Raw genomic sequence first — 25,899 nt, 5'->3', positions numbered from 1 at the left:
AAACGTGGTGTTTTATAAAGTACTTTTTGGATTAATAGTTGGTCCCTAATTAGTCGTAAACAACCGTAATTAACTAGATGAAAAAAAATTGAAGTTTTGGTAAGTAGGAGTAGACACTTATTAATTGAATTTAACTACACAGCAGCAATCAGTTCAATTAATGAAAACGAATTAGGTATCTAACGAGGTGGCTGGTATTAGCAGGATATGCAAATTGGTTACGTCCTTCATGCTGCTGTACTTTTTACTCCTAATGCCGTAAAGTATACTTTAATCATAGCAGGAGTGAAACAATGATAGTTCGCAAATACAGGTAAGTCATAAAATGAGTTACTGAGGTTTATAAAAAACTTCTATAAGTGAATCATTGAAATTAACTAGGCCTCTGAATGAGCCGCAATTTATCTTAATATCAGTCAGTACTAAATCAGGAGTTAAAGCAACAGCATTATTAGTGGTTATTTCTGATTGATTTCCGTTAATCGTGATTCGTCTGCTCCAGATTTCCTCAGTACAGTCAATAGCAGATATATGAAGTGTTCGTACCTCTTGTAGGTCATTTGTCATGTCTTTGCTATCTCTTGTATCAGTTGCCTTTTCAAGTACCCAATTTCCTATGAGTTGTTGCGCCTGATTAAATGGATCATACCCCTCTACAATAAAGGGAATCTCCATGCTTGATTTTACTACTTTTGTGCCTTCTTCATTCCATGTCCATACTGCCCACACATAAATTTTATTTCTTTCAAGAGGCAAGGGGATCTCGTCTGATATTTTTCCATCAATAACTTTCCTTCCATCATTATACTTTACTATCTGTTGATTTCCGTTAACGCCCCCTGTATTAAGTCCAGAATGCCATGCCCAGACAATGTCGTTTACGTTTTGAATTTTATTTACATCTTGGTTTAATCTGATGCGTTTAGAAAATACAGCTGCTGCAACTAGTTTGTCTCCGGTATATTCCCATTGAAAATTTGGTGAATTAGAGGCTTTGCTGATCATGTTAATAATATTGCAGAGGCTTCTGTCATTAGTAAATTCAACATTCCTTAAGTATTGGTTAATAGAATCACCACTAATTCTATACAAAGCAACATCGTGATATACATATGGAGCAACACTTATCAGGTCGCCACCGAAAATTGGTGATGTAGCATTAGCATAATTACCAACAAAGTCTTTGTCAATACCATTGAGTATGTCGTAAGCTGATGTGACACAATCTTTTGGCCCATCAGCATCTAGATCATCGCAAGAATAAAATAGAAAGGAGATTGACAGTAGAAGATATCTAATATTCATGTTAATTTAAATTTAGATAATAACCTACACCGAGAGTTGCTCCCAAATTAGAATACTTTTTACTAAAGTCCTGTGGATCAGCATTGCCAAAGACATTAAAAATAAAGCTTTGACTCCTAAGTTCTACTACACTATACTTTATCTCAATGCTTATACCTATTCTATTCCTGGATAATATTTCGAAATCTTTTTTATAGCCTATTATGCCACTGAAACCAAAACTATTATAGTTACTTATTTCCTGATATAGCCTTGAATTATCAACAACTACAGAAAGGTTATCAATCGGAATCTGAAAGTTTCGATCGGCCGAGCCACCAACATAGATCCCTTGTTCTCCGAAGTAATTAGTAAAAGGATAAACTTTTGCAACAAAGCCCATTTGTCTATACTTATACAAATTTTGTACTTTACTTCTATGTCCTCCAAGTGTTGTATAACTATTAACAATTGATATCGTTGGAGCCTTAATGTTATAATAACCTCCGATTTCTACTTTATTCTTCAACAGGCCTGGCAGCAGAAACATTAACGATAAATATGTTGGGTCGGAAAACTTTGCATATGAATCTGCTTGTTCTATAAAATCTAAATGATAGCCAAATGAAACGCTAAAATTTACATCATTGATTTTATTCTTGAAGTTTGATTCTTGAGCCAGTTCTCTTTGATTATTGATTGAAACTGTCGTTTGCTCAGTTATTGGTAGGAAACTTAGGTAGCTACAGTTTCTGCATGCAATTGACGAGCTACTGGGCTGTTCAAAGCTTAGTTCACTTGATTTTTCAGGTTGAATTAGTTCTTTTTTTTTATTAATCCCACGCCTCTACCATCTACATATTGGCCTGCTACCCGCTTACAAACATCTTTTGGTAATGCCACAACTTCTACCACTGCCCAAGATTTGTCCAACTCATATTCAAAAGTATCATCATCTTTTCTGGACCAGTTTGCTTTCAAATTAGTAGGTAAATTCTCTATTTCAGCTTGAAGATCAGCTTTGTAAGCTTCCTTAGCTTTAAGTTCAAATTTGCCAGAAATTTGATAGATTCTTTGAATATAATTTAATTGGTCTTGTAAGGCTTTATTGGTTTTACCATTATATATGCCAATGGAGGATGAGCAAACTGTAGTGTAGTCATATTCGGCATCTGGATTGATACTTAAGAATTTATGTATTGAATCAATTTTAAATGTTACACTAGCAATCTTTTCTAGAGAAATTTCCCCTTTTATAGGCAAGCCATTAGCTCCTGAAGCATCTAAATTTGCTAAGGATTCATTTAAAAGATTAACTAAAGACTTGTTCATCTTCTCATCTGGCTTCACCGGTATAGCTGAACCATCCCATAACATCCTCCTGCTATATTTATTCATTTCTACGAAAAGTACGCTACTGCCAGGCCGCGAAATCTTCTTCTTCTGCTTTATAGTTGGTTTTGCAGCTCTTCCTAAATAGTTTTTCGAAAAATCCTCGGTCCCACCAGTGCTTGAAAGAATATAGTTTCCTGGCATAAGTCTAGGCTGACAACAAGTGATAAAAAAAACTGAAAAGATCAAGAAATAAGCCCTTGATGATAAATACGTATAAACCTTTTCCATATCATAGTTAATTAAAATACTACATTAGTAGATTATACGTATTTGTTAGTTTGGCATCTTAATATTTAATAATAAATTAATACAAAATTCTTACTCGTAGATTTACAGAAAGGAAATGTAGACATCTTGATATTATCATACAGACTGCCAATAATGCCGCTACTTTAATTTTACTATATATAGAATATGCATTTAAGCAATCCTATGGAAAGTGGTTCAGAGGTACCAAAGGGGTACCGTAATACCATATTCAACCATAAATAACCGTTGCCCTTCTACAAGTAATTAAAATTAGTAAAGAGGTAAAAGCTTTAAAATTCGTATAAAAGCTGAGATTTGTATATAGTTAGCTATGGTTAGTATGGGTTTAGAGATTAGTCGAAACAGGGGGACTAATAATAATGAGATTATGGCCGCCAGCAGCCGCAATCTCCAGCGCGCGCTTGATGTTTTCTTGCCCCTGCACGTCGGCAAAGTCGGCAGCATACTGGTCTGCGGTGCTCTGGAAAATATCGCGCGTGTCCACTGCCAATGGCGGAATATCGCGCTGCCCGTCCAGAAACTCGATAGCTTCCTGTATGTTCTGTACCCCGATCACATCCAGGTTATTCACAATAGCTGCCTCCTGGGCATTTTGCGCAGGAAGTATAAAGCCTTTAAAGCCTTCTTTGCGGGCTTGTATGGCTATGGGCAGCACGCCTTTTATTGGTCTCAAAGAACCATCTAAAGACAACTCGCCCATGATCATGTAAGCCGGCACTTTGTCCGGTTGCATCTGTCCGGAAGCGGCCAGTATGCCCATGGCAATGGTCAGGTCGTAGGCCGAGCCTTCTTTGCGGATATCCGCTGGTGCCATGTTTACGACCACCTTTTGGCGCGGCATTTTATACCCATACTCCTTCAGTGCCGACTCGATGCGCTGTTCGCTTTCTTTCACGGCATTATCGGGGAGGCCTACTAACAGGTACTTGGTACCGGGCGATACACTAACTTCAACGGTGATGGTATAGGCATTTACGCCCTGTACGGCACTGCCAAATGTTTTGATGAGCATACGTTCTCTCTTGCGGAATATAGGATTTGGATTGGCAACAACGGATTTGTACAATTGATTCCGATTGTATTGCTAAAAGTGAAAACCGCCTGCCTGCATCAGGGCTTTTTCAGCCGCGTCATATCCGGGTGTACCGGCAGGTACGTTTCGGTTACGTCTGTGTTTGGCTGATGCACGGTAATAGCGGTGCAGGTGCTGTCCGGCACGGTTACTTCAAAGGCAATGCCCTGCGCCTGGCTGTCGAAGATATAGACCTGCTGGTGGCGGGAGTTGGTGTAATACGCTATTGGAAAGAGGCTGCCGAACTGCTTTCGGATTTCGGGCAGCTGCTGGCCGGTGCTGGCACCAGACGAGGTTTTAAACTGCGGCGAGGTGACCTGCACCTGCTGCACTTTCGGTGTTTCGTCCCTGCCATTGAAGTTGGTCACGATATAAACGGCTACATACTGGCGCGGCTGGTTTGCTCCTTTGCTGATCCAAAACTGCAGCGATTTGCCCATGGCCGCATCACCACTGTCGGGCTTGCCCAGGATGCGGGTAAGGGCGGCCGAGGGCATCTCTAACCTGACATGGCCAATACCCTGGCCAGGCATGATCAGGAAAGCAGAATCCGGGGCGGCAGGCGGAGCGGACTCCGGAGAAGCCGGCTGCGTGCGCGTACTATCCGTTGCTGTTACCGTTGCGGGGTGCGTTTGGGACTGCTTGCCGGCATGGTCGGCGTCCCGCGATTGGCAGGAGAACAAGCTGCAGGCAAGTATAAAGTATAAAGCGTATTTCATGGTGCTGTAGAACAGTATGCGGCCAGCAAATAGCCGACCCCTTATGTATACGCGCCGCATCCTCGCAACAGATATAACAAAACCATCGGGCATTGCATTTGCCGCTTTTCGCGCCAGGAGGTCAAAGCCAGGTATACCTGCGTGATAAGCCCTAGTCTTCAGCGCCAGACACTCGCGGGAGCTGCGCACGCCGCGAGGTCTTGATTCCTACACCAGCTTTTGCTCCAGCAGCAGTATAAAGATGTGGATCACCTTGATATGGATTTCCTGCACGCGGTCGGCATAGCCCATGTGCGGCACCCGTATTTCTACGTCGCACAAGGGTGCCAGTTTGCCGCCGTCTTTGCCGGTGAGGCCTACTACTTTCATCCCTTTGGCTTTGGCCGTTTCAGCAGCGCGGAGCACGTTGGCAGAGTTGCCGCTGGTGCTGATGGCCAGCAGTACATCGCCCGGGTTGCCCAGTGCCTCGAGGTAGCGCGAAAACACAAAATCATAGCCATAGTCATTGCCCACGCAGCTCATGTGGCTCACATCCGAAATAGAAATGGCCGGAATGGCTTTGCGGTTGTCGCGGTAGCGGCCGGTCAGCTCTTCGGCAAAGTGCATGGCATCGCACATCGAACCGCCGTTGCCGCAGCTCAGTATTTTGCCGCCGGCTTTTACCGAGGCAGCCATCACATCAGCTCCTTGTGCAATGGCGGTAAGGTTATTGGGGTCAGAAAGAAAGGCGTTTAACACAGTTTGTGCCTGTGTCAGTTCGGCCAGTATGGTTTGGTTCATGTAGTCGTTATGCGGCCTCGGCCTCGGTGGCCCTGGCCTGTTTATAACTGTTGCTTCTAAACTCCTGGCGTTTCTCGTAGAGGTCCGCTTTGAGTTCGTTTATCTTTAATTGTGCCTGGTGCTGCTCATAGCGTATGCCGGAAATATAGAGGCTGTTTACCAGCAGCTTGGTCAGCATAATGCCGCCGCCTACGGCCAGCAGAATCTTGTAAAACGAGAGCACCTGTTGCGGGGTAGTAATGTCAAACAGGTCGCTTTCTTTTACGGCTGTTGTCAGCAGCAGGATGGCCAGTACCACATACGCCAGTACCACAACATTGAGGATTGCATTAAGTGTTTTCATGGATGAAATAGTAGAGGTTTTGTGCAACAATATGTTTTTTATAAAGCTAAAAAAGAATATAACTTTTCAAAAGCACATGCCGCAAATTCCTGTTTTAGCCTATAATATTGCTAAAATTATACTATTTATCTATTATACAGTTAGTTGCATCTGTGTTAAGCGGGCATAAAGCCCGCTGTTTAGTACCAATTCGTCGTGCCTGCCCCGCTCCACAATATGGCCTTGCTGCAGCACCAGGATCTCGTCGGCATGCTGAATGGTGCTCAGCCGGTGGGCAATTACAATAGAGGTCCGGTTCTTCATCAGGTTGGTAAGCGCCTCCTGCACCAGCTTCTCCGATTCGGTATCCAGGGCCGAGGTGGCCTCGTCTAAGATCAGGATCGGCGGGTTTTTAAGTATGGCACGGGCAATGCTCAGGCGCTGCCGCTGGCCGCCGGAAAGCTTGCCCCCGCGGTCACCAATAACGGTCTGATAACCCTGCTCGGCCTGGATGATAAACTCGTGCGCATTAGCGATTTTAGCGGCCGCAATTACTTCTTCTTCCGTGGCATTTACCTTGTTAAAGGCGATGTTGTTGAAGATGGTATCGTTGAAGAGGATGGATTCCTGCGTCACCACGCCGATCTTGTCACGTACCGATTCCATGGTATAATCGCGTATGTCGTGGCCGTCGATGAGGATGGCGCCGCTGGTCGGGTCATAGAAACGTGGGATCAGGTCTGCCAGCGTGGATTTGCCACCACCCGAAGGGCCCACAAGCGCCACCGTTTTTCCTTTTTCAATGCTGATGTTGATATCTTCCAGCACCGGCTTGCCGCCGTAGCCAAAGCCCACGTTCCGGAAAGTGATCTGGTGTTCAAAAGCCGGTAATACTTTAGCGTCGGGTTTGTTTTGTATCTGCGGCACGGTATCGATTACCTGCAGTACCCGCTCGCCCGACACCAGGCCCCGCTGGATGTTGCTGAAGGCCGAAGACATGGCTTTGGCCGGTACCAGCACCTGCGAGAAAAGGATGATGTAGGTGATAAACTCGGCCGGCTTCAGCTCCGATTGCTGGCTCAGTACTAGCGAGCCGCCATAATACAGCAGTCCTGCTACTACCGTCACGCCCATGAACTCCGACAGCGGCGAGGCCAAGTCGCGTTTGTTGGCAATGGAGCGCTGGATACGGGCATAGCGGTCATTCTGGTCATGGAACTTGCCCAGGATAAAAGGCTCGGCATTGAAGGCTTTGATCACGCGCATGCCCGAGATCGTCTCGTCAATGATCGTCAAAATAAAGCTGAGCGAATCCTGGCCCTGCTTTGCTTTGCGCTTCAGTTGCTTGGAAATGCCCGAGATAATACCGCCCGAGAGGGGCAGCAGGATCAGCGTAAATAGCGTGAGCTTTACGGACATGCTGAACAGAATGGCAAAAAAGGCAATGATCGAGATTGGCTCCCGCACAATCACGGTCAGGGTGCTCACTACCGAGCTTTCCACTTCCTGTATGTCCACGGTCAGGCGCGTCATCAGGTCGCCTTTGCGCTCGTTGTTGAAGAAGCCCAGTTGCAGCTCCGTTACGCGCTGGTAAACGGCATGGCGCATGTTGCGGACCACGTGCGCCCGCAACGCCCCGATAACCCGGAAAGCCAGGTAGCGGAACAGGTTCGCCAGCAGCACCGAGCCCACAATGATAAGGCACACAAACAGCAGCGCGCCCTGCTTGCCCTCCTGCAGAATCATCTGCCCGAAATGGTAATTGAAAAAGTGCTTTACAAAGTCGATGGAGAAGCTGAACGCGGGCTTAGTAGCCGACATTTGGGCGGCCTCGGCAGCGCCTACCTCGCCAAACAACACATTGAGCAGCGGAATGATCAGCGTGAAGTTGAACAAGCCGAATATAATGCCCAGAATGGTATAAAGCGTGTAAAGCGGCACAAACCGACTATAAGGCCGAGCATATTGCAGAATGCGGAAGTACGTTTTCATATCATAAAATGCCTGCAGCCAGTGCAAGCCTGCCGTATTGCCGCTGTGGCAAACACAGGTATGGTTTAGTCTTTAATGGATAGTTTAAAGCACAAGCCTTTCGGCTTTGCCGCTGCAAAGATACTTAATTTGTCAGGGAGTAAAGTATAAATTAGGAACGGCACCCTACTGTTTACGTGCTGGCTGCCGTTGTTCTTTAGCAGGGCTATCCTTGCCAGGAACTGTTCATTCTCCTTTTATACTTTGGTGATGCCTGGTAGCGGATGTTATTTTAGTAAGATATTGGGGCTATACTTAGTAGTGGCTGGTTAAGGCTGCCTATTCTTAGGCTATACTTTGCAGCAGTTGCCTTAACTCAGATCTGTTTTCTGCTATACTTGTTAGCTAGCTGTTCTTCAAGTATAATATCCCAGCTATTCTATGTAGCAGCCTTTCTGCCTCAGTCTTAGGCCGGCCTTGTTTCATCTTATACTTTGAAGCGCTCCAAGCCCGCGAGGGCTCGTCCTTGCGTTTCGCGCTGTGGCGTGAAGCTGCTCCTCGCTGACGCTGCGGGCTGCCCTTCGGGCACCGCAACACACCAAGGCGCTCAACCCAAGGACTGGGATCTATTCGATAGCTTAGGTTTATACTTCAGCATAAGTATAAGCTTCAATTTTTATCAACATTGTAGTTATGTAGGGACAGGTCGCGACCTGTCCGCGCGATAGCAGCTGCCATGAAACTTTAGCTGAAGTATAGCAATAGCCGAAGTCCCCCTTTGAAGGGGGTAGGGGGATGTTATCACTTAAACTTTGCTGCTTATACTTGTCTCTAGTAAAACAGCCCTCTTCCTTTTTGTCATCCTGAAAGTATCTTGAGAGCAAGCTAATGAAGCCAAAATAACACAGCTCAAAGTTCACCAGCAGTAATAACAGGCTCTCCTCCTTAAACCAGCGAGTGTAGCTCTGAGGGGTTAGGGGTGGTTGGCCCCGGCTCCTGTAAACGCTCATACTTCAGAAAGAACCTAAAGTAGAACCTCTCTCATGTTCTGAGGGTAGTGACTATACTTGTAAAAGCATGTAGGTTTCACATGAACGTCCTTTCTTGAACGTCCTTTAAAACTCGTGCAGCCGCTGCGGGATGTTCCAGCGCAGGGCAAAGGATGTATAGGCGGTGTTTTTGTCGAGGAGATCTTCTGCGGCATCGGTTCTCCGGATGATCTGCTTCAGGTCTATGAACAGGTTGTGGCGTAGCATAAACGTAGCCGTCAGGTCGAGGTGCAGCTGGTTGGTTTTAATACCCTGGCCGATGGTGTTGCCGTAGCCCTGCGCGCGGTCCAGGTACGAAAGCAGCACATTGTTGCCCCAGTTGGTCGTGTCGGTGGCAGTTACCATGTCCTGCCCGAAACGAGTGGCAATGGCTTTCCCGGTCAGTGACAGGCGCGGCAAAGGCTGGTAGCGCACAATGCCAATCAGCTCGTACAGGTTGGCGCCCATGGGGTGGGCCAGTGGCTGGCGGTAATGCTGGTAGTTGGAAAACTCGCTGATGTGCTGGTAAGTATAGGGACGGATGATGTTCACTTCTCCCTGCAGGTCCAGGTTGGGCAACCCAAAAGCATCGATGTATTTGGCACCCAGTTGCCCCGCCTGCTTGTTGCCCCACCAGCCATTGCCACCTTTCACTTCTTTCAGCAGAAACTCATCCAGCATCAGTTGGCCGTAGAGCTGCACCCGGCTGGCTATATTCCAGCGGAAATCGGCGCCCAGCATGGCGTTGTCTTCGCTGCCGATGGCCTGTTCCACGCTTCTGTAAAAGATAATGGGGTTGAGGTACTGCAACTCAAAGCGGCCTTTGCCGCGGGCAAAGATAATCTGCTCAAAAAGGCCCAGGTTAAAATTGTCGGTCACATCGATGCCCAGCCGGTGCAGCGCCATGTATTTTTTCGGGAACAGCACGTCGCCATCGCCACGGTGGTAATCGGCGGTAAGCTCTTGGAACAGGTTCATATAATGGATGCGCCATACGTGGGTGGAGAGTTTCAGGAAAAAGGCCGGCGGAGCATAGTCGGAGTACACCAGCGAACGGTAGCCGTCGCCGATTACCTGGCGGTCGTGGCCCAACTGTATCTCCACATGTTTGCTCAGGGCGTAGTTCAGGTAGCCGCGGGCTGTAAAAAAGTCGTAGCCATCTTCCTTAAAAGGTTTCCACCAGCCCTCGTGTGGCACCACGTTGTCGCGCGCAATGCGGTCCATTACGTAGCCCGCGAACCGTGCCTGGTTCTCTCCCAGAAAAGTATAAAAGCCCAGTTTATGGTCGATGGTGCCTTCCAGCTGGATGCCGCGGGTATTCACATAGCGGAAGCCGTTTGTTTCGCTGTCGTGGCCCATCTCCAGGTCCAGCACCGGGTTCACGCGCAGCGAAAAGTCCTCGTTCTCGAAATGAAAAAGGTCCGATTGGTTTACATAAAAGCGCTTCAGCACAGGCCGGGCGCTCTGGTTGGTTTCCTGGGTGGTATAGTTCCAGTTGTCGTTGAGCAGGTAGCGGGTGTTAAACTGGTCTACGGCGCTGCGGGCGTGCTGGGCGCTTACCTCTGCCAAGGCGGCCACCTCCTGTCTGCCATACGGGCGCACAGCTGTTTGCAGCTGCGGTACCTGGTTGCCATACTTTATCTGGTAGCGCTCTATCAGGTGATAAATGTCTGGGTTGTAAGGCACATACACATCCTGTGCTTTGGCTGCAAGGGCAAGGCACAGGGCCAGCATACAAAGTATAAATCTCATACGGAAAAGCTCGGGTGGCGCAAACTACTATGGAAATGTGAATGTACTATTTTCTCAGGATATTGTTCTACGGAGCAGGTCTTTTTATCGGCAGCAAAATTCAGCCGCTTTGTGCCGACAGCGCTGCCGGGCATAAAATGCAGGTAAGTGTAGCGCATCCGCGTAGGCTTGCGTATCTTTCGCTTAATAACCTATGCCGAGAGGCCCTGTATGGAAAGAACAAATCTCCACATCCTGACTGAGTCGCCCTCGTTGGCCAACCATTTTGTAGCGGAGCTGCGCGATATAACGGTGCAGGGCGACAGTATGCGCTTTCGCCGGAACCTGGAGCGGCTGGGCGAGCTGCTGGCCTACGAAATCTCGAAAACGCTGCCCTATACTTCTACAACCCTTACTACGCCGCTGGCCCAAACCAGCACGCTGTTGTTAACCGAGCAGCCGGTGCTGGCTACCATCCTGCGGGCGGGCCTGCCGCTGTACCAGGGCATGCTGCATTATTTTGATAAGGCCTACAGTACTTTTGTGGGCGCCTACCGTGTAGAGGAGGAGAATACCGAACTGGTGATCAACATGGAGTACCTGGCCTCGACGGACCTGCACGACAAGATCCTGATCCTGGCCGACCCGATGCTGGCCACCGGCCGGTCGCTGCTGAAGGCGTACGAAGGCATGCTGCGCCACGGTAAGCCGAAACAGGTGCACTTTGCGGCCGCTATTGCCTCGCCGGAGGGCATTGCCCTGGTGCGGCAGCACGTGCCGGAAGCTATGATCTGGCTCGGAGCGTTGGATGAGCGCCTCAATGAGCGTGCCTACATCATGCCCGGGCTGGGTGATGCCGGCGATCTGGCCTTTGGTCCTAAAATATAGCCTGAACTTTAACCTATGCCGGGCTGTTACTTCTCTGCCCTGCTGCGCCTTCGTTTTAGCTTTTACGCAAACAATTTGTTTGAAAAGTGATAAAATTTATAATAGGTTGTTGCGTATACAAACTTATTGTAAGTGTGAAATATAGTAGAGTGCAATTTGTTCCTTAAAGCTGTGGTTGTGGAGATTTTAAAGTACCTTTCGGTGTACCTGGTGAGCATGGTAAAGTTTTTTGGAGGACCTTTAGCGGGCGTATCGCTGGGTTTGTCGTTTGTAGAGACCGTTTTGCTGACCATGGCCGGGATGATGACCAGCGTGCTGGTCTTTTCGGTGGTAGGGCGGGCCTTCTCCAAATGGTTGTCGAAGCGCCGCCGCGCCCAGCATAAGCCGGTTTTCTGTAAGCAGAACCGCCGCATTGTGCAGGTATGGAACCGCTTTGGCGTAACCGGCATTGCCTTTCTGACACCCATCCTTTTCACGCCTATCCTGGGCACTATTGTGGTAGCGCTTTTTGGCGTATCGCGCAAGCACATCTTCATTCACATGTTCTGGAGCGCCCTTTTCTGGAGTGCCACCCTCACTTTTATGGTGATGGAGTTTGGCAAAGTAGCCGATAAGGTTTTCTAAGCTATCCTGTTTTACTTATCCTGCATAGGCTACATTTAAATGTGCTTTTGTGCGATAGGAGCGTTACGGTACCGGGTTCAACCACCCTTTTGCTGTTCCTGTTATTTGAGGAGGGTCGTTTTGTCCCAGGAGGGGAGCTGGTTATTACTTCAATTCAAGTATAAGCGGTGCAGTTTCGGGTCCAACCACCCCTGACCCCTCCTTGTTTAAGGAGGGGAGCCTGTTATTACTGCTGATGAAGTATAAGCGTTGTAGGCACTATGCAGTTGCGTAAAGAGGAACTCGCCCTATGTTGTCATCTCGACGAAAGGAGAGATCTGTTTGAAACCTGCTGTTTCAGATTTGCAATCCGCTTGTGTGCTTTGAGCTGAGGCTTTTCCTAGGCGGATTGCAAATCCGCGGTTACTTTACTTTCGGATTACAAATCTAAAAGAGCCGGAGAGGCTGTTACTGCTGCTGGAGAAGTATAGGCGGTATAGTAAAGGCTTCACTAGCTTTCCACCAGGATCCTTTCAGGATGACAAAATTAAAAGGTATGGAAAGACAGGGCATATTTATACCTGAGCTAAAGTATAAACGGGTTAGTTCTGGTTGAAGAAGAACATCCCCCTACCCCCTTCAAAGGGGGACTTCTCGGCTATTGCTATACTTAGGCTACAGTTTCATAGCAGCTGCCATTACGCGGACAGGTCGTCCCTACAGAAGTCTCCAGTTGTATAAGCAGCAGCTATCGAAAATAATCCCAGTCCTTGGGTGGAGCGCCTTGGTGTGTTGCGGTGCCGCGCATGCGGCAGCCCGCAGCGCCAGCGAGGAGCAGCTTCACGCCACAGCGCGAAACGCAAGGACGAGCCCCCGCGGACTTGGAGCGCTCCAAAGCAAAAGATGAAACAGGACAAGTATAAAATTGAGGAATACAAGTAGCTAGTAAGTATAGCCTAAGAATAAACCAGCCCTAAACAGCAGCTGCCAAGAATAGCAGAAAACAGAACTGAGCATCAGCAGAAGCTACGTAGTATAACCCCTAAGCATCCTACAAAAAGCAACAGCTAAAACTACTTCTTCCTGCTTCCTTTCTTCTTTGTTTTCTGCCAGCCTGATTTCTTGGGGTCGCCGGTCTTTTTGCCTTTCTCGAAATTAGACTTGTGCCGTGATTTCTTTTCATGGAAGGCACCCTTAAAGTCCGGATCATCGCGGCGCTTCTGGCGGTCCAGCTCCATGGCCATTTCCTGCTGCTCTTCAAAAGGCGTTTCGAATACCTTTACCTCGGCGGGCATGGGCACTTTGTTTAGCTGCATTCGGATCAGCTTCTCGATTTTGCGGATGTGGTAGAGCTCGATGTCGTTGGCAAACGTGATAGCGGCGCCCAGTTGCTCGGCCCGGCCTGTGCGGCCAATGCGGTGCACATAATCTTCGTAGATCAGCGGCACATCAAAATTAATCACATGGCTCACCATACTAACGTCGATGCCGCGGGCGGCTACGTCGGTGGCCACTAAAAAACGGACCTCACCGCCTTTAAAAGCTTCCATGGAGTTGATGCGCGTATTCTGGCCTTTGTTGCCATGGATGGCCCGCACCTCGCCGTAGTTGCGGTGCTCCAGAAACCGCGAGACACTCTCGGCGTTCTTCTTGCTGCGGGTAAAGATGATCACGCGCTTAAATGTTTCGGTATCCTGAATCAGGTGTTCGAGCAGCTCGATCTTGGTCCGCAAATTGGGCACCTGGTAGAGCGTCTGACTTACCGTATCTACGGGCGTGGCCTGCGGTGTTACCTCCACCCGTGTGGGGAATTCGAGGAACTCTTCCGAGAGCTCCACTACTTTATCGGGCATGGTGGCCGAAAAAAGCAGGTTCTGGCGCTTGCGCGGGATTACTTCCAGCAGCTTCCGGATCTGCGGCATAAAGCCCATGTCCATCATTTTATCAGCCTCATCCAGTATCAGCGTTTTGAGCTCTTTCAGAATCAGGTCGCCTTTCAGGTAAAGCTCCAGCAGGCGCTTGGGTGTAGCTACCAGTATATCAATGCCATTTTTGATGGTTTCGATCTGGGTTTTAGGGCCCAGGCCGCCGTAAATGGCCGTATGGCGCAGGTCGGTATACTTGGCCAGCAGCGTAATGTTCTCTTCTATCTGCATCACCAGCTCGCGGGTGGGCGCAATGATCAGGGCACGCGGGTTGTGGCCCTGCGCATACTTTACCTTCATGAGCAGCGGCAGCAGAAAGGCTGCCGTTTTACCCGTGCCGGTCTGGGCAATGCCCAGCAGGTCGTGGCCCGCCATGATGAGCGGAATGGCCTGTAATTGTATCGGGGTGGGCTTTTGGTAACCGGCCTCATCAATGGCGTTCAGCAGCTGCTTGTTCAGCTTAAAATCCTCGAATGTGGTTATCTCTTTCTCTGCTTCTTCGGCCATGATGATATTTTATACTTGGTGTTGCCCTGCAAAGGTACGGGATTTTTGTGGGAGGGAGGTGAAATGATGCAAACCAACCGGAAAAGGGCGAAACGGCTGCCGGGTGTATTTAAATAACGGATTTAGAAGGAGCCGGTGCAACCCGCAAGGCAAAGCAAGGGTCAGGGAAGTATAGCCCGCCTGTTTATACATTGTCCGGGATTAGCGTATGATGTCTAAAATTTTTGATCATGAATAGATTTGCACGTAAGTTTTTCCTGCTGCCCGGTATCGCCGCGGCAGCTGTGCTGTTGTTTTCCGGTTGCCAGCAGGACGAGCTGACCGAAAGCTCCCCTACAATGCGCCCGCTTACGGTTCAGGAGCAAAAGACCGTTGCCAGCACCAATGATTTTGCCTTCCGGTCGTTTAGCAAACTACGCCAGGAAGAAGGAGCGAAGAACATCTTTATCTCGCCACTAAGTATAAGTATGGCGCTCAGCATGGCCTATAATGGGGCGGATGCTGCCACCAAAGAGGCCATGCACCAAACGCTGGGGTTTGAGCCGGCCACAGACGAGGAACTGAACACCGCTTTCCGCAACCTGACCAGCCTGCTCAAAGGCTTAGACAAGCAGGTGGTGTTTACCTCGGCCAACTCCTTGTGGTACAGCAACCGCTACCAGCTGCAGGAACCGTTCGTTAAAACAAATCAGACTTATTTCGATGCGACCGTACAGGGGCTTGATTTTGCCTCGGCCGGAGCCAAAGACCAGATCAACAGCTGGGTGAAAACAAAGACCAACGGCAAGATCGAAAACATCGTGGAGCAGATCCGGCCCGAAGATGTACTGTTTCTGATCAACGCCATTTACTTTAAAGGCACCTGGACCTATCCATTTGACAAAAAGCTCACCAGGCCCGGGCTCTTCTACCTCGAAAATGGCAGCACCATCACGCACGACTTCATGACGATGAAAAACGGCACCTACCGCTATTACCAGGATGCCGGCAAAGAACTCATTGACCTGCCTTACGGAAACCAGCAGTATAGTATGACTATGCTGGTACCCAAAGCAGGGCACACCGTGCAGGAGCTGGTGCAGGAACTGAATCCTACAACCCTGGCCACCTGGCTGGCAGCTGCCGATACCACTACGCTGGAACTGGTGATGCCTAAATTTAAGCTGGCGTATGAAAAGGAGCTGAACAACATGCTCACACAGCTGGGGATGGGCATTGCCTTTAGCGATCAGGCCGACTTTAGCCGCATGGTGGCGGGGCAGGCGAACCTGGCTATTTCGAAGGTGAAGCACAAAGCATTTGTGGAAGTGAACGAAGAAGGCACCGAAGCCGCTGCGGCCACATCAGTTGGTATAAGCCTTACTTCGCTGCCGCCAACTATCCGCATCGACCGGCCGTTTGTGTTCCTGATCCGGGAGAAATCATCCAACGCCATTCTTTTTATGGGCCAGTTAATGCAGCCGCAGTAGGCAAACAGGACGCATGCCCGTTGCCGGTGCAACAAACAAGGCTTTTTTCTGCTGAAAACTAAGATATTGTGTGCTAAATTTGTTCGGCACTTATCTTAGCAACATGAACAGCATACTTATAAAAAACGCCCAGCTCGTAAACGAAGGAAATATCACTACAGCCGATGTGCTGGTAAAAGACGGCCGCATTGCCCAGATCGGGCAAGGTATCACCGCCCATGCAGACCAGACGATCGATGCCACCGGTTTATACCTGCTGCCCGGCGTGATTGACGACCAGGTGCATTTCCGGGAGCCCGGCCTGACGCAGAAAGCCACTATTGCCACCGAAGCCCGGGCAGCCGTAGCGGGCGGCACCACCTCGTTTATGGAGATGCCCAATACCGTGCCCAACGCCACCACGCAGGAACTGCTCGAAGACAAGTATAAAATAGCCGCTCAGTCGTCGCTGGCCAATTATTCCTTTTACATGGGCGCTACCAACGATAATTTATCGGAGGTGCTGCTTACCAACCCTAACACTGTTTGCGGCATCAAGATCTTTATGGGCTCCTCTACGGGCAACATGCTGGTGGATAACGAGCAGACGCTGGAGGAGATCTTTTCAAGGGCGCGCCTGCCCATTGCGGTGCACTGCGAAGATGAACAGACCATCCGCGACAACATGGCCATTTATGAGGAGAAGTATGGCGAGGACATTCCGGTAAAGTGCCACCCCGAGATCCGCAACGAGGTAGCCTGTTTTAAATCTTCTTTTCTGGCCGTGAAGCTGGCCGAAAAGCACAACACGCGGCTGCACATCCTGCACATTTCCACCGAAGAAGAACTCAAGCTGTTCCGCAACGACATTCCGCTGGCCGAGAAAAAAATTACCGCCGAAGTATGCGTGCATCACCTCTGGTTCGATAAGGAAGATTACGACACGTTTGGCACCCAGATCAAATGCAACCCGGCCATTAAAGAGCATCGCCACAAAGAAGGGCTGCTGCAGGGCCTTCTAGAAGACAAGCTCGATGTAATTGCCACCGACCATGCCCCGCATACCTGGGACGAGAAGCAGCAGAAGTATAAAAAAGCGCCATCCGGGGTGCCGCTGGTGCAGCACTCGCTGCAAATGATGCTGGAGTTTGTAAAGCAGGGCAAGCTGACGTTGGAGAAAATGGTGGAGAAAATGAGCCACGCGCCGGCCATCCTGTTCAACGTGCGCGAGCGCGGCTACATCAGAGAAGGTTACTGGGCCGACCTGGTGCTGGTAGATATGAACAAACCCTACACAGTTACAAAAGAAAACACCTATTATAAATGTAACTGGTCGCCATTTGAGGGCCATACCTTCAGCGCAAGTATACTCCATACGATCGTTTCGGGGCACCTGGCGTTCAGCAACGGCGCCTTTGACGAAAGCAAGCTGGGCGAGCGAATGTTGTTTGACAGGTAGGGTATGGAGCTGGAGAAGTTTAAAGAACTGCACGCACGCTTTTTCGGGAAGGAGCTGCCGGAAGCGGTAACTGCTTCGGAGGAGTATGACGCTTATATAGAGGCCATCCACGACGACGAGGCGTGCTACAACTGGGCTACTGCCGAAAAGTTGAAGGCCAAAGGCTTTGACTTCGAAAGCTACTGCTGCCTGATGCTGGCCGACAAAGTATACCAGAGCCTGGACGAAGAAGGGGAGATAAAGTATGATGATCCGGACGTGATCATCAACAAGTGGGACGAGGGCCTGTACGGTATTCCCATACATGACGGAGGCGCGTCTATGGTGGTGATCAACTACTGCCCCTGGTGTGGACATAAGCTGAGCAAGTAAATCCCTTTAGCTGAAGTATTTACTTTATACAGAGCAAAAGCGATAAAAATTTTAACCAAAAATGCGTAATACGTATTGTAATTAACAAAACGGCCCGTATATTTGCACTCTCAAACACGGTGGTTGTAGCTCAGTCGGTTAGAGCACCAGATTGTGATTCTGGGGGTCGTGGGTTCGAGCCCCATCTTCCACCCCAAGCCCTTGAAGCAAACCTTCAGGGGCTTTTTTATTTATGGTAAGTTGCTGAATGGCTGAACTTTTAAGTTGTTGGTAATGAATTTTTTGTTGTCACAGCCCTTTAACAATTAAACAATTTAACAATCAACAATTAAAGGATATGAGCTTAACAGTAGTTGGTTCGATGGCGTTTGATGCGCTGGAGACACCCTTCGGAAAAACAGATAAAATTGTAGGTGGTGCGGCAACGTACATTTCTTTGTCGGCCTCCTACTTTGTAGCGCCGGTAAATGTCGTGTCGGTAGTGGGTGGCGATTTTGACCAGGACCACATCAGCCTGATGCACACGCGCAACATCAGCACCGAAGGCGTACAGGTAAAGGAAAACGAAAAGTCTTTCTTCTGGTCGGGCCGCTATTTTAACGATATGAACAGCCGCGAAACGCTGGTAACGGAGCTCAACGTGCTGGGCGATTTCGACCCGATCATCCCGGAAAGTTACCAAGGCTGCGAGTTCCTGATGCTGGGCAACCTGGCCCCGCAGGTGCAGAAAACGGTGATCGAGCGCCTGACCAAGCGTCCGAAACTAATCGTGATGGACACCATGAACTTCTGGATGGACATTGCCCTGGACGAGCTGAAAGCCACGATGGCGCTGGTAGATGTGCTGTCGATCAACGACGAGGAGGCCCGCCAGCTGAGCGGCGAGTACTCGCTGGTAAAAGCGGCCAAAAAGATCATGGCCATGGGGCCAAAGTTTCTCATCATCAAAAAAGGCGAGCACGGCGCCCTGTTGTTCAACGACGATAAAGTGTTTTTTGCCCCGGCCCTGCCGCTGGAAGAAGTGTTTGACCCGACCGGTGCAGGCGATACGTTTGCCGGCGGCTTTATCGGTTACCTGGCCAGCACCGGCGACATCAGTTTTGAGAACATGAAACGCGCCGTGATCCATGGTTCGGCCCTGGCCTCGTTTTGCGTGGAGAAATTTGGAACAGAACGCCTGAAGAACCTGACGCAGGAAGAAATTGATGCCCGCGTGCAGCGGTTTGTGGAACTGGTACGCTTTGATACACAGGAAATACAGTAATTACGATACGTTATACTTGCACAGAAAAGCCGCTGAGAAATCAGCGGCTTTTCTGCTTTTAGCCCTTAGCCCTGAACCTGGTGCGCCCGGGCGCCAGAAAGTAAAACAGAGTGCAGGGCAAGAATAGGATGGTTTTAGCGAAGTATTTGAAAGTAATTGTAACAAAATAAAGGCGCAGGCGGTAAAAACAAATAGATATCAACGAGGAGATAGGACTATGAGCACAAAGAACGAAAGCAAAAAAGACCTGAACGAGTTGAAGAAAAACAACCCGCAAGGCGAGGATCCCCATAAACTGATGGGGAATATTGAAGACAATCCTAACAGAAACGCATTAAATAACGACGCCACCAAAGTACAAAACCCAAACCGCAATCTTGCAAAAGGGGGCAATAACACGCCCTACGATAAAAAGTAAGATTGCCCTACGCACAAAGTAAACTATGAAAATTATAGAGAGAGGAAGACCTATCCGGTTTTCCTCTCTTTTTGTTTATACGTTGCGGCTGCCTATACTTACCAGTAGGCTGAAAGCAGCAGGCGCCCACTTTATTTTCCCAGTTGTAGGGCGGGGCTTAGAATGCCTGGTTCAGCCACAGTTTAAAGTGCTGCTTTTCTGCTTCGGAGGCGTCAGCGCGCTTTTCGATCGTATACTTGTTGAAGTAAGTTTGGGCGGTAGGCTCCAGCCGCACCACATGCAGCTGTTTATTGCGGAACAGCACCAGCTCTACCTCCTGTGGCTGCAGGGCCAGCAGCTGTTGCAGGTTGTTTTCGAGTTTGCGCCCGTTCAGGGCCACCAGTTCATCGTCTATACTTAGTACATCGCTGGCCGGGGAGCCCGGCGCCACGGCAGTTACCTTTATACTTCCTTCGGAGCTTATCTTCATGCCATAGCGGCCTTCGTGCAGCAGCGCGTTGGGTGCTTCTTTCAGGGTGCAGCCTACAAAGTATAACGCCTCTTTCAAGGCAGGTTCTATTGGCGCTGTGCCATTGATATAGTTATCGAAGTAGGCCTGAAAGGACTGGCCGGCCACTTCATCCACCAGCTGGGCATAGTCCTGTTCGGTATAGCCGGCACCGGTTTTGCCGAAGCGCTCCCAAAGCTGCCGCATCACCGTGTCCATACTTGTTTTATTATCCGTTGCCTGGCGCAGCTGCAGATCCAGGAGCAGGGCCGTTAGTGCACCTTTGATGTAAATGGATACCTTGCGGTCCGGAATGCCGGGTTTATAGCCATCCAGCCACAGGTCGAAGGACGAATCGGCCACTGAAAGGTTGTGGCGGCTGTCGTCGGCAAAGTAGCGCTGCAGGGTTTTGTTTAGCTCCTCAAAGTAGGCCTCCGCCGTAAAAAAGCCTGACCGGGCCAGCATGTAATCGCCATAGTAAGTAGTGACGCCTTCGGCCACGTAGCCGGTTTTAAAGTAGTTTTCCTGCGCAAAGTTGTAGGGCAGCATTTCCTTGGGGCGTATCTTTTTGATGTTCCAGGTATGAAACAGCTCGTGCGAGCTCACGCCCACCAGCTCCTGGTACAGGCTCGGTGTCATGAGCAGCTCGCTTGGCCCCAGCGTGATCACGGTAGAGTGGCTGTGCTCCACACCGTGGTAGGTGCGGTAAGGAAGTATAAGATTAAGAAAATGGTACACCGGCACCGGGAAATCACCAAACACCTCGAGCTGTGCCCTGGTAAAGGCTTCAAAGTCAGGGATGATCTTCTTCCAATCGGGCTGGCAATCGCCTTGAAACCAGATATGGAATGTGGTGGCGCCTACCATATAAGTGGCCTGTTGCAAAGAGCCGCTGGCTATAAACGGGCTATCAACCAATTCATCGTAATTGGCAGCTTGCAGCGTATGTTTCGCAATTTCGGGTAAGCCGCAGGCAATCTGCCAGTCTTCAGGGATGGCCAGGGTTACCTGGCAAGGCTCCTGCTCGCGCCCTTCCACCGCCATCAGGCAATTGATCGGGTTCAGGTATAACTGCTCCTCATCCAGCCACGAACCGCCGGCATCCATCTGGCGCGCAAAGAAGCTATAGGTGAGCACAACCGTTTCCGCACCGGCGGCTTGCACCAGCCAGCGGTCTTTGGTCACTTTTGCCAGCGGGAGTTGCTGGCCATTGGCACTGGCCGAAATGCCGCGCAGCTTCTGGGCGAAATGCTGCAGCTCGTAACGACCCGGGCGCCAGGCCGGCAATTGTAAGTATAGCTGCTGCTGCGTGTTGCCGGTTATTTCGATGCGGATGTCTACAAAGTGGGAGAGCGCCGACGTATAGCTCAGGTGGTAGGAGATCATACTTGGATTGTTGGTTGCTAATTGTTGATTGTTAAATGGCTGAATAACCAAACTGTTGTACCTGAATGATGCGTGCTGTGTTTACAGGATTTTAAATCAAGATACAGGCTATCGTTATAGTTCAGAAAAATAAATAGTAAAACAATCATCAACCAACAATCATCAACCAACAATCATCAACCAACAATCATCAACCAACAAGTATTTAGCAAAAAAACGGAAGTAGGGTTTGATAATATCAAAAGCTTCCTTAATTTTGCAGGCCATAATAAAACCATTGGCATACGATGAAAAGAACATTCCAGCCTTCTCAGAGAAAAAGAAGAAATAAGCACGGCTTCCGATCTAGAATGGAGACCGCTAACGGTAGAAGAGTATTGGCCAGCAGAAGAGCCAAAGGCAGAAAGAGACTGACCGTTTCTGACGAAAGAAAACACAAGGCGTAGTCCCCTGCGGGATGCGCTTTGCTTATCCGTAGCCGCTCATGCATAACGAGCCCGCTAACGCGCATCAAGCAGAGCAGCCTGTTTCCTATACATTTTCGAAAGAAGAACACTTGTGCAGCAAGCGCCTTATTGCGCTGCTCTTCAGCAAGGGTTCTTCTTTTAATTTGTATCCGCTGCGGTTCGTGTACGGCACGCCGCCCGACCTGCCACCTGGTGCAACCCAGGTGCTTATTTCTGTTTCCAAGCGTTACTTTAAACGCGCCACCGACCGCAACCGTCTCAAGCGGCAAATGCGCGAAGCCTACCGCCTTAACAAGCACCTGCTCACCCAGAATCCGGAGCAGGCTCCTGGCTTGCTAGGCATCCTCTATATTGGAAAAGAAAAAAAATCCTTTGCCACAATTCAAAAAAAACTAATTTCCGGTTTAGAACGTTGTTTGAATAAATAGTCTCACGCCTCCCCCCAAACCCGAAATTTATGTATAAGAAGTCTATTGCCGTTGTGCTGGCAGGCTGCCTGGGTCTCGGCCTTTTCTCCTTTAAAGATGCTGACTCAGAGCGCTATTTTGAAATTGCCAAGAACCTGGATGTTTTTGCCACGCTCTTTAAAGAGGTAAACACGTTTTACGTGGACGATGTGCCCCCCGCCCAGCTCATGCGCACCGGCATCGATGCCATGCTTAAGTCGCTGGACCCCTATACCAACTATATACCCGAAGACGATATTGAAGATTTCCGCACCATGACCACCGGGCAATACGGCGGCATCGGCGCCGTGATCGGCAACCGCGATGGCAAGATCGTGGTGCAGATGCCGTACGAGAATTCGCCGGCTTACAAGGCAGGCCTGGCTATTGGCGATGAGATCCTGAAAATAAACGGCGTGACGGTGACCAACAAAAGCACTGAGGAGGTAAGCGCCTTGTTAAAAGGGCAGGCCAACTCGCCGGTGAAACTCGAAGTGCGCAGCTATGGCCAGACCAAATCAAAGACGGTGGAACTGAAGCGGTCTAATATTACCGTGGACAATGTGCCATACTATGGCATGCTCGACAAGGAGATCGGGTATTTCCAGCTTTCGGGCTTTACCATGGATGCCTCCAAGGAAGTGAAAATGGCTGTGCAGAAGCTCAAAGAGCAAGGCGCTACCAAGATCATCTTCGATTTGCGCGACAACCCGGGCGGTTTGCTGCACGAGGCGGTGAACATCTCGAACATATTTATAGACCGGGGCAAAGATATTGTAAGCACCAAAGGCAAAGTAACCGAGTGGAACAAGACCTATACTGCCCTGGACGAGCCGCTGGATAAAACCATTCCGCTGGTTATACTTACCAGCTCCCATAGCGCCTCGGCTGCCGAGATCGTGGCCGGCGTAATGCAGGACTATGACCGCGCCGTGCTGGTAGGCGAGCGCACGTTTGGCAAAGGACTGGTGCAGGCCACGCGCCCGCTCTCTTATAACTCCCAGCTAAAAGTAACCACTGCCAAATATTATATACCCAGCGGCCGCTGCATACAGGCCATCGATTATACCCACCGCAACGCCGATGGCAGCGCCGGAAAAATTGCCGACTCGCTACGGGTAGCGTTTAAAACAGCGGCCGGCCGCGTAGTGTACGATGGGGGAGGGGTGAGCCCGGATGTGGAAGTAAAGGAGCCAAGCTATTCAGAAATTACCCGCACCATTGCGCTGAAAGGCTACCTGTTCGATTACGCCAACAAGTATAAACTGGAGCACCCCAGCATTCCGCCCGCGAGCAAGTTTAAACTACCAGACGACGAGTACCAGAAGTTTATGACCTATCTGGGCAGCAAAGATCTGTCTTATACTACTGATATAGAGCGCGAGCTGGATGATCTTTCTAAAGAAGCCAAAGAAGGCAAGCACTTCGACGACATCAAAGCCGACATTGAAGACATCAAGAAAAAGGTATCGCATAACAAAGCCAACGACCTGATCCGCTTTAAGCCCGAGATCAAGGAAGTGCTGGAAGCAGAGATCGCCTCGCGCTACTACCTGCAGAAAGGCTACATTGAAGCTACCTTTGATGATGATCCCGATATTCTGGCTGCCCGCCAGGTGCTCAACGACCCGCAACGCTACGCCTCTTATTTAAAGGTGCATAAAGCAGAAGGCAAGTAAGTATAAAAGACGAGGGTGGTGCTAACAAGGTACCGCCCTCGTTTGTTATAGCCGGAGCGCCGCAGAGTTGCCTGCTTGCCTTGTGTGCGCTACCTTTGCAGTTCATTTAAATTAAACCATGTATGGCGGTTATTCTGGCTATCGAAACATCTACCACCGTGTGCTCTGTCGCTTTGTTTAAAGAAGGACAGTTGCTGGGCGCCTCAGAGCTGCAGATCGAGAAATCACACTCCTCGCATATTACGGTGATGGTAGCGCAGTTGGTAGAGAACTGCGGACTAACACTGGCCGATGTAAGTGCGGTAGCTGTTTCGGGCGGGCCGGGCTCTTACACCGGTTTGCGCATTGGCAGTTCCACGGCAAAGGGCCTTTGCTTTTCGCTGGATATTCCGCTGCTGGAAGTATCTACCTTATATGGACTGGCAGCCCAGGTTATAGCAGCCACGCCCAATCCGGAGCAGTACCTGTTCTGCCCCATGCTGGATGCCCGCCGGATGGAAGTTTATACTTGTCTGCTCACTCACGAGTTGGAAGAGGTAATGCCCGTTACACCGGTTATACTGGACGAGCACTTACTGCAGGAGAAATTAACCCAACAACCCATCATCTTTTTCGGGAGCGGCGCGGCAAAGTATAAGCCTTTGGTTAGCGAGCAGCCGAATGCTTTATTTATAGAAGCCATACTTCCATCGGCCAAAACCATCGGGCAGCTAGCCCTGGCCAAGTATGACAAACAGCAGTTTGAAGATATTGCGTATTATGAACCCTTCTATCTGAAGGATGTTTATATAACAGGTGCAGGCAAAAGCACAGCTAACGTATAATAATATGGAAGAGCTAATAAACAGAGTAGCGCAAAGCGCGCTCACTATGATAAACCTCGAAGAGCTCCTGCATCCGGGAGAGCGGGTGGTATATGATATCAAAGAGAACTTGTTTCAGGGACTGATTCTGCGCGAAAAGGATTTCAGAGCCTTTGTAAAGGAAAACGACTGGTCGGTATACGAGGGCAAGAACGTCGCTATACTTTGCTCGGTAGATGCCATTGTGCCCACCTGGGCCTACATGTTGCTGGCAACAAAACTGCAGGGGTATGCTAACTACTATGTATTCGGAGACCTGGAGGCGCTGGAGCAGGCGCTCATGCAGGAAGCCATCTCGAAAATTGATCCCGAAGAATACCGCGATGCCAAGGTAGTAGTAAAAGGCTGTGGCAGTATTCCGGTGCCAACCTATGCCTATGTAGAGATCATGCGCAAACTGCTGCCGGTAACCAGTAGTCTGATGTATGGCGAACCTTGCAGCACGGTGCCATTATATAAAAGGCCGAAAGCTGTATAACGCAGCTATAGTATAAAGTATAGTATAAAGAGAAGAGACATGCCTGCCGAAGCGATTTCGGTAGGCATGTCTTTTTTAGGAGTAACTATACCAGATGGAACTTCTGCAAACAGAGAAGCTGTTTGTCTCTTTGCAAACCAGCAATGGGGAGATAAAACCCCAGTTTTGAGCAGTAAGAAAGCACTAGAAAAAAATAGCTGAAAAAAGAAGAAATGCCGGAACTAACAGAACGCGATGTGCTGTTATCCTCTAGCGTAAAGCAATAAGGAGGCAGATGCCAGCCGGGTATCTGAAAATAAGAAGACTGGAATTCAGAGGTTTAGCAAGACAGAGTCTTTTTTCTTGATCTACTGCTTGGAAAGGGGAAAAAGGTTCGTACTTTTGCATCCCGTTCAGCAGGAAAGGGGGTTAGGAAAAGCAGCGGCAACGCACTTAACCAGGTCAGCAAGACAGCAGGCTTTTTTACATTCACGGTGCAGGCTTTCAGCAGGTGACCCGAAAAGAAGGAAAGCAAAAAAAAAGTATTCGATTTTTTTCTTTCCAGCACTTGCAAGTTGAAAAAAGGTTCTTACCTTTGCAGCCCGCTTCAGAGGGAAGGGGATAAAGGGAAGGCTGGTAACACAGCTTCTTCGATCAA

24 protein-coding genes, 1 tRNA gene and 1 pseudogene are annotated in these 25,899 nt (G+C 49.3%); 14 read left to right on the top strand and 12 right to left on the bottom strand.

Annotated elements, in window-relative coordinates:
* Positions 1-330: 330 nt before the first annotated feature.
* The 9 genes and pseudogenes from LWL52_RS13490 to LWL52_RS13450 form a co-directional block, all read right to left on the bottom strand.
* Entirely contained in the window at positions 331-1,305 is a 975-nt protein-coding gene (locus LWL52_RS13490; RefSeq protein WP_242920775.1) for a hypothetical protein, read from the bottom strand.
* 1 nt (position 1,306) lies between these two features.
* On the bottom strand, positions 1,307-1,813 hold the full coding sequence (locus LWL52_RS13485; RefSeq protein WP_242920773.1) for a hypothetical protein: 507 nt from the start codon (positions 1,811-1,813) through the stop codon (positions 1,307-1,309).
* Between the two features lie 287 nt (positions 1,814-2,100).
* A complete protein-coding gene (locus tag LWL52_RS13480) occupies positions 2,101-2,907 on the bottom strand; it encodes a hypothetical protein (protein WP_242920771.1) in 807 nt (268 codons plus the stop codon).
* A gap of 385 nt (positions 2,908-3,292) precedes the next feature.
* Positions 3,293-3,961 (bottom strand): annotated as a pseudogene (locus LWL52_RS13475) (magnesium chelatase domain-containing protein); the annotation flags it as partial.
* Positions 3,962-4,059: 98 nt separating this feature from the next.
* Positions 4,060-4,740, bottom strand: coding sequence for a hypothetical protein (locus tag LWL52_RS13470; RefSeq protein ID WP_242920769.1), 681 nt, complete (start codon positions 4,738-4,740; stop codon positions 4,060-4,062).
* A gap of 207 nt (positions 4,741-4,947) precedes the next feature.
* Positions 4,948-5,520, bottom strand: coding sequence for a D-sedoheptulose 7-phosphate isomerase (gene lpcA / locus LWL52_RS13465; RefSeq protein ID WP_242920767.1), 573 nt, complete (start codon positions 5,518-5,520; stop codon positions 4,948-4,950).
* 7 nt (positions 5,521-5,527) lie between these two features.
* Positions 5,528-5,863, bottom strand: a complete 336-nt coding sequence (locus LWL52_RS13460; RefSeq protein ID WP_242920766.1) for a hypothetical protein — start codon at positions 5,861-5,863, stop codon at positions 5,528-5,530.
* Between the two features lie 132 nt (positions 5,864-5,995).
* Positions 5,996-7,834 (bottom strand): ABC transporter ATP-binding protein, encoded by a 1,839-nt coding sequence (locus LWL52_RS13455; protein ID WP_242920765.1) that lies wholly within the window; start codon positions 7,832-7,834, stop codon positions 5,996-5,998.
* Positions 7,835-8,928: 1,094 nt separating this feature from the next.
* Entirely contained in the window at positions 8,929-10,593 is a 1,665-nt protein-coding gene (locus tag LWL52_RS13450; protein WP_242920764.1) for a hypothetical protein, read from the bottom strand.
* Between the two features lie 210 nt (positions 10,594-10,803).
* Here LWL52_RS13450 and upp point away from each other — a divergent pair, with 210 nt between their 5' ends.
* Together upp and LWL52_RS13440 are read left to right on the top strand one after the other, a co-directional pair.
* A complete protein-coding gene (upp, locus tag LWL52_RS13445) occupies positions 10,804-11,460 on the top strand; it encodes a uracil phosphoribosyltransferase (protein WP_242920763.1) in 657 nt (218 codons plus the stop codon).
* Positions 11,461-11,637: 177 nt separating this feature from the next.
* Positions 11,638-12,084: a hypothetical protein gene (locus LWL52_RS13440; RefSeq protein WP_242920762.1), complete on the top strand. Its 447-nt coding sequence runs from the start codon at positions 11,638-11,640 to the stop codon at positions 12,082-12,084.
* Positions 12,085-13,136: 1,052 nt separating this feature from the next.
* Here LWL52_RS13440 and LWL52_RS13435 read toward each other — a convergent pair.
* Positions 13,137-14,495, bottom strand: coding sequence for a DEAD/DEAH box helicase (locus LWL52_RS13435; protein WP_242920761.1), 1,359 nt, complete (start codon positions 14,493-14,495; stop codon positions 13,137-13,139).
* A 230-nt stretch (positions 14,496-14,725) separates the two neighbouring features.
* Between LWL52_RS13435 and LWL52_RS13430 the strand changes: the two genes are divergently transcribed.
* The 6 genes from LWL52_RS13430 to LWL52_RS13405 all read left to right on the top strand — a co-directional run bounded on the left by LWL52_RS13430 (position 14,726) and on the right by LWL52_RS13405 (position 19,456).
* Positions 14,726-15,964: a serpin family protein gene (locus tag LWL52_RS13430; protein ID WP_242920760.1), complete on the top strand. Its 1,239-nt coding sequence runs from the start codon at positions 14,726-14,728 to the stop codon at positions 15,962-15,964.
* Positions 15,965-16,067: 103 nt separating this feature from the next.
* Positions 16,068-17,402 carry a dihydroorotase gene (locus tag LWL52_RS13425; protein WP_242920758.1) on the top strand — a complete coding sequence of 445 codons (1,335 nt, stop codon included), beginning with the start codon at positions 16,068-16,070 and terminating at the stop codon, positions 17,400-17,402.
* Positions 17,403-17,405: 3 nt separating this feature from the next.
* Entirely contained in the window at positions 17,406-17,774 is a 369-nt protein-coding gene (locus LWL52_RS13420) for a DUF6980 family protein (protein ID WP_242920756.1), read from the top strand.
* Positions 17,775-17,893: 119 nt separating this feature from the next.
* Positions 17,894-17,970, top strand: a tRNA-His gene (locus LWL52_RS13415).
* Positions 17,971-18,111: 141 nt separating this feature from the next.
* Positions 18,112-19,038 (top strand): PfkB family carbohydrate kinase, encoded by a 927-nt coding sequence (locus tag LWL52_RS13410; protein WP_242920754.1) that lies wholly within the window; start codon positions 18,112-18,114, stop codon positions 19,036-19,038.
* Positions 19,039-19,255: 217 nt separating this feature from the next.
* A complete protein-coding gene (locus LWL52_RS13405) occupies positions 19,256-19,456 on the top strand; it encodes a hypothetical protein (protein ID WP_242920752.1) in 201 nt (66 codons plus the stop codon).
* 157 nt (positions 19,457-19,613) lie between these two features.
* Here the strand turns inward: LWL52_RS13405 and LWL52_RS13400 are convergent, their stop codons facing one another.
* Entirely contained in the window at positions 19,614-21,329 is a 1,716-nt protein-coding gene (locus tag LWL52_RS13400) for a M61 family metallopeptidase (protein WP_242920750.1), read from the bottom strand.
* Positions 21,330-21,616: 287 nt separating this feature from the next.
* On the opposite strand from LWL52_RS13400, the gene rpmH reads away from it, so the two are divergent.
* The 6 genes from rpmH to LWL52_RS13370 all read left to right on the top strand — a co-directional run bounded on the left by rpmH (position 21,617) and on the right by LWL52_RS13370 (position 25,463).
* A complete protein-coding gene (gene rpmH, locus LWL52_RS13395) occupies positions 21,617-21,775 on the top strand; it encodes a 50S ribosomal protein L34 (RefSeq protein ID WP_162428478.1) in 159 nt (52 codons plus the stop codon).
* Positions 21,776-21,813: 38 nt separating this feature from the next.
* Positions 21,814-22,224, top strand: coding sequence for a ribonuclease P protein component (locus LWL52_RS13390; RefSeq protein ID WP_242920748.1), 411 nt, complete (start codon positions 21,814-21,816; stop codon positions 22,222-22,224).
* A gap of 29 nt (positions 22,225-22,253) precedes the next feature.
* Positions 22,254-23,921 (top strand): S41 family peptidase, encoded by a 1,668-nt coding sequence (locus tag LWL52_RS13385; RefSeq protein ID WP_242920746.1) that lies wholly within the window; start codon positions 22,254-22,256, stop codon positions 23,919-23,921.
* Between the two features lie 122 nt (positions 23,922-24,043).
* Positions 24,044-24,745 (top strand): tRNA (adenosine(37)-N6)-threonylcarbamoyltransferase complex dimerization subunit type 1 TsaB, encoded by a 702-nt coding sequence (gene tsaB / locus LWL52_RS13380; protein ID WP_242920744.1) that lies wholly within the window; start codon positions 24,044-24,046, stop codon positions 24,743-24,745.
* Between the two features lie 4 nt (positions 24,746-24,749).
* Positions 24,750-25,262 carry a DUF2480 family protein gene (locus LWL52_RS13375; protein WP_242920742.1) on the top strand — a complete coding sequence of 171 codons (513 nt, stop codon included), beginning with the start codon at positions 24,750-24,752 and terminating at the stop codon, positions 25,260-25,262.
* 39 nt (positions 25,263-25,301) lie between these two features.
* Entirely contained in the window at positions 25,302-25,463 is a 162-nt protein-coding gene (locus LWL52_RS13370) for a hypothetical protein (RefSeq protein WP_242920740.1), read from the top strand.
* A gap of 191 nt (positions 25,464-25,654) precedes the next feature.
* Here the strand turns inward: LWL52_RS13370 and LWL52_RS13365 are convergent.
* The coding region (locus LWL52_RS13365; protein WP_242920738.1) for a hypothetical protein at positions 25,655-25,899 on the bottom strand (245 nt) is incomplete at its 5' end.

Source organism: Pontibacter liquoris, from assembly GCF_022758235.1.
GTDB lineage: Bacteria > Bacteroidota > Bacteroidia > Cytophagales > Hymenobacteraceae > Pontibacter > Pontibacter liquoris.
This window is presented reverse-complemented; position numbering and strand designations above follow the sequence as displayed.